The organism is Helicobacter pylori, from assembly GCF_011175115.1.
GTDB classification, from domain to species: domain Bacteria; phylum Campylobacterota; class Campylobacteria; order Campylobacterales; family Helicobacteraceae; genus Helicobacter; species Helicobacter pylori_DF.
Genome location: NZ_SHOW01000001.1, coordinates 165,062 through 172,442 on the forward strand (window position 1 = coordinate 165,062; position 7,381 = coordinate 172,442).

The 7,381-nt window shown below is 39.3% G+C and carries 5 protein-coding genes and 1 pseudogene; all 6 read left to right on the top strand.

Going from position 1 to position 7,381, the window contains the following annotated elements; genetic code table 11:
- Positions 1 to 16 precede the first annotated feature (16 nt).
- The 6 genes and pseudogenes from chePep (at position 17) to babB (ending at position 7,258) form a co-directional block, all read left to right on the top strand.
- On the top strand, positions 17 to 1,504 hold the full coding sequence (gene chePep / locus EXS92_RS00815) for a chemotaxis regulatory protein ChePep (protein ID WP_165515220.1): 1,488 nt from the start codon (positions 17 to 19) through the stop codon (positions 1,502 to 1,504).
- The gene (gmk, locus tag EXS92_RS00820) at positions 1,497 to 2,117 is read left to right on the top strand and encodes a guanylate kinase (protein ID WP_000551229.1); all 621 of its coding nucleotides are present in this window, start codon (positions 1,497 to 1,499) and stop codon (positions 2,115 to 2,117) included. The genes chePep and gmk overlap by 8 nt, the downstream gene beginning before the upstream one ends.
- Positions 2,118 to 2,188: 71 nt before the next feature.
- Entirely contained in the window at positions 2,189 to 2,428 is a 240-nt protein-coding gene (gene tatA / locus EXS92_RS00825) for a twin-arginine translocase TatA/TatE family subunit (protein WP_000508581.1), read from the top strand.
- Positions 2,429 to 2,430: 2 nt separating this feature from the next.
- Positions 2,431 to 4,056 carry an arginine--tRNA ligase gene (argS, locus tag EXS92_RS00830; protein WP_165515222.1) on the top strand — a complete coding sequence of 542 codons (1,626 nt, stop codon included), beginning with the start codon at positions 2,431 to 2,433 and terminating at the stop codon, positions 4,054 to 4,056.
- Positions 4,057 to 4,116: 60 nt separating this feature from the next.
- Positions 4,117 to 4,872 carry a HugZ family heme oxygenase gene (locus tag EXS92_RS00835; protein ID WP_165515224.1) on the top strand — a complete coding sequence of 252 codons (756 nt, stop codon included), beginning with the start codon at positions 4,117 to 4,119 and terminating at the stop codon, positions 4,870 to 4,872.
- Positions 4,873 to 5,135: 263 nt separating this feature from the next.
- Positions 5,136 to 7,258: pseudogene (gene babB, locus EXS92_RS00840) on the top strand (Hop family adhesin BabB).
- Positions 7,259 to 7,381: the final 123 nt, after the last annotated feature.

Sequence of the window (7,381 nt, forward strand, 5' to 3'; positions counted from 1 at the left end):
ATAAGGAGTTCCTAAAATGAAAATGATTCTATTCAACCAAAACCCCATGATTGAAAAGCTGCTTGAGAGTGTTTCTAAGAAATTAGAATTATCTATAGAAAATTTTAACCACTATCAAGAGTTATCCGCACGCCTTAAAGGAGATCCAGAATGGCTTTTGATAGCCGATGATGAATGTTTGGAAAAGCTAGATCAAGTGGATTGGCTAGAGTTAAAAGAAACCATCTCTCAAAATAAAAACAGCGTGTGCATGTATAAAAAGGGCAATGAAATGCAGCCCTTTTTAGAGGGCTTTGAGATGAAAATCAAAAAACCTTTTTTACCCACTGAAGTTTTAAAAATCCTTCAAAAAAAGCTTGGCTCTAACGCAAGCGAGCTAGAGCCTAGCCAGAATTTAGACCCAACTCAAGAAATTTTAGAAACCAATTGGGATGAGTTGGAAAATCTAGGCGATTTAGAAGCCCTAGCCAAAGAAGAGCCTAACAACGAAGAGCAATTACTCCCCACTTTAGATGTGCAAGAAGAAAAAGAAGAGGTTAAAGAAACGCCCCAAGAAGAAAAGCCTAAAGATGATGAAACGCAAGAGAGTGAAACCCCTAAAGATGAAGAAGTTTCTAAAGAGTTGGAAACGCAAGAAAAATTAGAAATTCCTAAAGAAGAAACGCAAGAAGAAGTTAAGGAAGAGATCAAAGAAGAAGCGCAAGAAGAAGTTAAAGAAGAAACGCAAGAAGAGCAAGTCAAAGAACAAGAGCCAATCAAAGAAGAAACGCAAGAAAATAAGGAAGAAAAACAAGAAAAAACACAAGATTCCCCAAGCGTGCAAGAATTAGAGGCCATGCAAGAATTAGTCAAAGAAATCCAAGAAAACTCTAACGACCAAGAGAATAAAGAAAAAACGCAAGAAAGTGCAGAAATTCCACAAGATAAAGAAATCCAAGAAGTTGTTACCGAAAAAACCCAAGTGCAAGAATTAGAAGTTCCTAAAGAAAAAGCGCAAGAAAGCGCAGAAGCTCTCCAAGAAACCCAAGCACAAGAATTAGAAAAAGAAGAAAACTCAGAAACCCCGCAAGATGTAGAAGTCCCCCAATCACAAGAAAAAGAAACCCCACAAGAAGAAACCCAAGAAAAAGAAACGCCACAAACCCAAGATGAAAAACCCCAAGAAGACCATTACGAAAGCATTGAAGACATTCCTGAGCCGGTGATGGCTAAAGCGATGGGGGAAGAATTGCCCTTTTTGAATGAAAGTGTTGCAAAAACCCCTAATAATGAAAACGCCACAGAAACCCCTAAAGAGAGCGTTACAGAAACCTCCAAGAATGAGAACGACACAGAAACCCCGCAAGAAAAAGAAGAAAGCGATAAAACTTCTAGCCCCCTAGAATTGCGCTTGAATTTGCAAGATTTATTAAAAAGCCTGAATCAAGAGTCCTTAAAAAGCCTTTTAGAAAACAAAACCTTAAGCATTAAAATCACTTTAGAGGATAAAAAACCTAATGCATAATGATTTTAATTTACTCATCCTTTCAGGCCCTAGCGGAGCGGGTAAAAGCACCCTTACAAAGTATTTGCAAGAAAAAATCCCAAAAACCCATTTTTCCCTTTCCACCACCACGAGGAAACCCAGAGAGGGCGAAGTTGATGGCTTGCATTATAATTTTGTCAGCGAAGAAGAATTCAAACAAGGCATAGAAAAAGGGCAGTTTTTAGAATGGGCGATCGTGCATAACCACTACTATGGCACTTCTAAAATCCCTGTAGAAAAAGCCTTAAAAGAGGGCAAAATCGTCATTTTTGATATTGATGTGCAAGGGCATGAAATCCTTAAAAAGCATTACCCTAACGCATGCTCAGTCTTTATTAGCACCAAAAACCAAGAGATTTTAAAAGAGCGCTTGCTTTTAAGGGGAACGGATTCTAAAGAGACGATAGAAAAACGCTTGATCAACGCTTATAAAGAAATGCAGTGCTTGGAAAGCTTTGATTACCTCATCATCAATGAAGATTTAGAAAAATCCAAAGAAATCATCTTAAGCATCGCTAAAACTTTAGTCCATCGCCTAAAAGCGTTTAATTTTGAAAAAATCTGTAAGGCTTGGAAAAACGAATCCTTATGAAACCTATCAATTATTTTTTAAAAAAGCTATAATTCAAATAAAAACCAACCAATAAGATTAAGGAGTAAAGTATGGGCGGATTCACAAGCATATGGCATTGGGTCATTGTTTTATTAGTGATTGTGTTGTTATTTGGGGCTAAAAAGATCCCAGAGTTGGCTAAAGGTTTAGGCAGTGGGATTAAGAATTTCAAAAAAGCCGTGAAAGACGATGAAGAAGAGGCTAAAAACGAGCCAAAAACCCTAGACGCTCAAGCAACGCAAGCCAAAGTGCATGAGAGTAGCGAGATTAAAAGCAAACAAGAAAGTTGAACATGCACACTCTCATTAAGGGCGTTTTAGAAGAGATTTTAGAAGCTGAAGTCATTATTGAATACCCTAAAGACAGAGAGCATGGGCATTACGCTACGCCCATTGCTTTCAATCTCGCCAAAGTTTTTAAAAAATCGCCCTTAGTTATCGCTGAAGAGTTAGCCCTTAAAATCAGCACGCATGAAAAAACTCAAGGGCTTTTTGACAGCGTAGTGGCTTGTAAGGGCTATATCAATTTCACGCTTTCTTTAGATCTTTTAGAGCGTTTCACCCAAAAGGCTTTAGAATTAAAAGAACAATTTGGCTCTCAAATTAAAAGCGAACGTTCTCAAAAAATCTTTTTAGAATTTGTGAGCGCTAACCCCACAGGGCCTTTACACATAGGGCATGCTAGAGGGGCGGTGTTTGGCGATAGTTTGGCTAAAATCGCTCGCTTTTTAGGGCATGAAGTTTTATGCGAATATTATGTCAATGACATGGGATCTCAAATCCGCTTGTTAGGGCTTTCTGTATGGCTCGCTTACAGAGAGCATGTTTTAAAAGAAAGCGTAACTTACCCAGAAGTCTTTTACAAAGGCGAATACATCATTGAAATCGCTAAAAAAGCGAACAACGATTTAGAGCCAAGCCTTTTTAAAGAAAACGAAGAAACTATCATTGAAGTTTTGAGCGGCTATGCTAAGGATCTAATGCTTTTAGAAATTAAAGATAATTTAGACGCTTTAGGCATTCATTTTGATTCCTATGCGAGCGAAAAAGAAATTTTTAAACATAAAGATGCGGTGTTTGAACGATTAGAAAAAGCGAACGCCCTTTATGAAAAGGATTCTAAAATCTGGCTCAAATCTTCACTCTACCAAGATGAAAGCGATCGGGTGCTGATTAAAGAAGATAAAAGCTACACTTATTTAGCCGGCGATATTGTCTATCATGATGAAAAATTCCAACAAAATTACACCAAATACATCAACATTTGGGGGGCAGACCACCACGGCTATATCGCTAGAGTGAAAGCCAGCCTTGAGTTTTTGGGCTATGATTCCAACAAGCTTGAAGTCTTACTCGCTCAAATGGTGCGCTTGCTCAAAGATAACGAGCCTTACAAGATGAGTAAAAGAGCGGGTAATTTTATTTTGATTAAAGATGTGGTTGATGATGTGGGTAAAGACGCTTTGAGGCTTATTTTTTTGAGCAAACGGCTTGACACCCATTTAGAATTTGATGTCAATACCTTAAAAAAGCAAGACAGCTCAAACCCCATTTACTATATCCATTACGCTAATTCGCGCATCCACACCATGCTAGAAAAATCGCCCTTTTCTAAAGAAGAGATTTTGCAAACCCCTTTAAAAAATTTAAACGCTGAGGAAAAATACCTGCTTTTTAGCGCTTTAAGCTTGCCTAAAGCAATTGAATCTTCTTTTGAAGAATACGGCTTGCAAAAAATGTGCGAATACGCAAAAACCCTCGCTTCAGAATTCCACCGCTTCTATAACGCTGGCAAAATCTTAGACACCCCTAAAGCGAAAGAGCTTTTAAAAATTTGTTTAATGGTGAGCTTGAGTTTAAGCAACGCTTTCAAACTTTTAGGCATAGAAATCAAAACCAAAATTTCCGCTAAAGATTAAGCTAATATTTAATTTTTTGTTATAACATTCCCCTTATTTTTTGAAACTAAGGAGAATGTTTTGCTTAATCGTATTATAGAGCACATGAACGCTCACCATGTTGAAGACATGAAAGGTTTGTTGAAAAAATTCGGGCAAGTCTATCACGCTGAAAATGTCGCCTTTAAAAGCGTGGATCCACAAGGCATTGTGATTGGTTACAATAACAATCAAACCTTAAGGATTGAATTTAACCACGAAGTTAAAGACCCCAAAGACTACAAAAATGCGATCATTGAATTGTGCCAAAGCGTGGAAAAAACCCATGATTTAAAAGGCGTGGAAGAAGAAGTTAAAGCTTTTAAAGAAAGCTTTGATTCTGTTTGTTTAGCGACCTTGCACCCTAATGGGCATGTGGTATGCTCTTATGCCCCCTTAATGACAGATGGCAAACAATATTACATTTATGTGAGCGAAGTGGCTGAGCATTTTGCGGGCCTTAAAAACAACCCCCACAATGTGGAAGTGATGTTTTTAGAAGATGAAAGCAAGGCTAAATCAGCTATTTTGAGGAAACGTTTGCGTTATAAAACCAACGCAAGATTTATTGAAAGAGGGGCAGAGTTTGACAAAGCGTTTGATTCTTTCATTGAAAAAACCGGCGGTGCTGGGGGCATTAAAACCATTCGCGCCATGCAAGATTTCCATTTGATCGCATTGGATTTCAAAGAAGGGCGTTTTGTGAAAGGCTTTGGTCAAGCTTATGACATTTTAGGCGATAAAATCGCTTATGTTGGGGATAAAGGCAACCCACACAATTTCCCCCACAAAAAATAAACTTTCTCACTCATAAGGGGCAAACGCCCCAAAAGACCCTTTTTAAAGAGGTTATGGCAAAATCAAGCTCTTTACTATTTAACCTTAAAAAATGCTAAAAGCCTTTTTATGGGCTAACACCAAACAAAAAGCACCACAAAAAACGCTAAAAATCAAAAAAATGACAAAATTTTTAAGAAAATGACAAAAAAAAACGCTTTCATGCTATAATACGCCCCATGTTTAATACATTAAAACACTCGTTTCAAAAAAGGAGAAAAAACATGAAAAAAACCCTTTTACTCTCTCTCTCTCTCTCTCGTTTTTGCTCCACGCTGAAGACGACGGCTTTTACATGAGTGCGGGCTATCAAATCGGTGAAGCCGCTCAAATGGTAACAAACACAGGAGAAATACAAAAGCTTTCGGATAAGTATGAAAGTTTGAACAATCTTTTAACCAGATACAGCACCTTAAACAACCTTATCCAATTATCCGCTGATCCGAGCGCGATTAACGACGCAAGGGATAATCTAGGCTCAAGCTCTAGGAATTTGCTTGATGTCAAAACCAACTCCCCGGCGTATCAAGCCGTGCTTTTAGCGTTGAATGCGGCGGTGGGGTTGTGGCAAGTTACAAGCTACGCTTTTACTGCTTGTGGTCCTGGCAGTAACGAGAACGCGAATGGAGGTATCCAAACTTTTAATAATGTGCCAGGACAAAATACGACGACCATCACTTGCAATTCGTATTATGAGCCAGGACATGGTGGGCCTATATCCACTGCAAATTATGCGAAAATCAATCAAGCCTATCAAATCATTCAAAAGGCTTTGACAGCGAATGGATCTGATGGAGATGGGGTTCCCGTTTTAAGCAACACCACTACAAAACTTGATTTCACTATCAATGGAGACAAAAGAACGGGGGGCAAACCAAATGAACCTTTAGTATACCACTGGAGTCATGGGAAAGCTATTTCAACCTCGTGGATTGGAGGAACAACAACATCAACAACAGAACAGATCAATACAACCAATAGTGCTCAAGAGCTTTTAAAACAAGCGAGCGTCATTATCACTACCTTAAATGAGGCATGCCCAAACTTCCAGAATGGTGGTAACGGGTATTGGCCAGGGATAAGCGGCAATGGGACAATGTGTGGGATGTTTAAGAATGAAATCAGCGCTATCCAAGGCATGATCGCTAACGCGCAAGAAGCTGTCGCGCAAAGTAAAATCGTTAGTGAAAATGTGCAAAATCAAAACAACTTGGACACTGGAAAACCATTCAACCCTTACACAGACGCTAGCTTTGCACAAAGCATGCTCAAAAACGCTCAAGCCCAAGCAGAGATTTTAAACCAAGCCGAACAAGTGGTGAAAAACTTTCAAAAAATCCCTACAGCCTTTGTAAATGGCTCTTTAGGGGTGTGTTATCAAGTGGAAGGGGGTGAGCGTAGGGGCACCAATCCAGGTCAGACAACTTCTAACACTTGGGGGGCCGGTTGCGCCTATGTGGAACAAACCATAACGAATTTAACCAACAGCATCGCTCATTTTGGCACTCAAGAGCAGCAAATACAGCAAGCCGAAAACATCGCTGACACTTTGGTGAATTTCAAATCTAGATACAATGAATTAGGCAACACTTATAACAGCATCACTACTGCGCTTTCAAGCATCCCTAACGCGCAAAGCTTGCAAAATGCGGTGAGCAAAAAGAACAACCCCTATAGCCCGCAAGGCATAGAAACCAATTACTATCTCAATCAAAACACTTACAACCAAATCCAAACCATCAATCAAGAGCTAGGGCGTAACCCCTTTAGGAAATTGGGCATCGTCAGCTCTCAAACCAATAATGGTGCCATGAATGGGATCGGTATTCAAGTGGGCTACAAACAATTCTTTGGCCAAAAAAGGAAATGGGGCGCTAGGTATTACGGCTTTTTTGACTACAACCATGCGTTCATCAAATCTAGCTTCTTCAACTCGGCTTCTGATGTGTGGACTTATGGTTTTGGAGCGGACGCCCTCTATAACTTCATCAACGATAAAGCCACCAATTTCTTAGGCAAGAACAACAAGCTTTCTGTGGGGCTTTTTGGCGGTATTGCGTTAGCGGGCACTTCGTGGCTTAATTCTGAATACGTGAATTTAGCCACCGTGAATAATGTCTATAACGCTAAAATGAATGTGGCGAACTTCCAATTCTTATTCAACATGGGAGTGAGGATGAATTTAGCCAGGTCTAAGAAAAAAGGCAGCGATCATGCCGCTCAGCATGGCATTGAACTAGGCGTGAAAATCCCTACCATCAACACAAACTACTATTCCTTTATGGGGGCTGAACTCAAATACAGAAGGCTCTATAGCGTGTATTTGAATTACGTGTTCGCTTATTAATGTTTAGCCCTTTGTGGAACTCTCTTTTTTAACCCTCTTTTTTGGGGGGATTTTTTTTGAACCCTCTTTTTTTAAACTCCCTTTTTTTTAAATTCCTTTTTTTTTAAATTCCTTTGTTTTGAA

What these genes read in the sequence shown, in the direction of transcription:
- chePep (WP_165515220.1), top strand. Translation starts at nt 17, where the DNA reads ATGAAAATGATTCTATTCAACCAAAACCCCATGATTGAAAAGCTGCTT.
- gmk (WP_000551229.1), top strand. Translation starts at nt 1,497, where the DNA reads ATGCATAATGATTTTAATTTACTCATCCTTTCAGGCCCTAGCGGAGCG.
- tatA (WP_000508581.1), top strand. Translation starts at nt 2,189, where the DNA reads ATGGGCGGATTCACAAGCATATGGCATTGGGTCATTGTTTTATTAGTG.
- argS (WP_165515222.1), top strand. Translation starts at nt 2,431, where the DNA reads ATGCACACTCTCATTAAGGGCGTTTTAGAAGAGATTTTAGAAGCTGAA.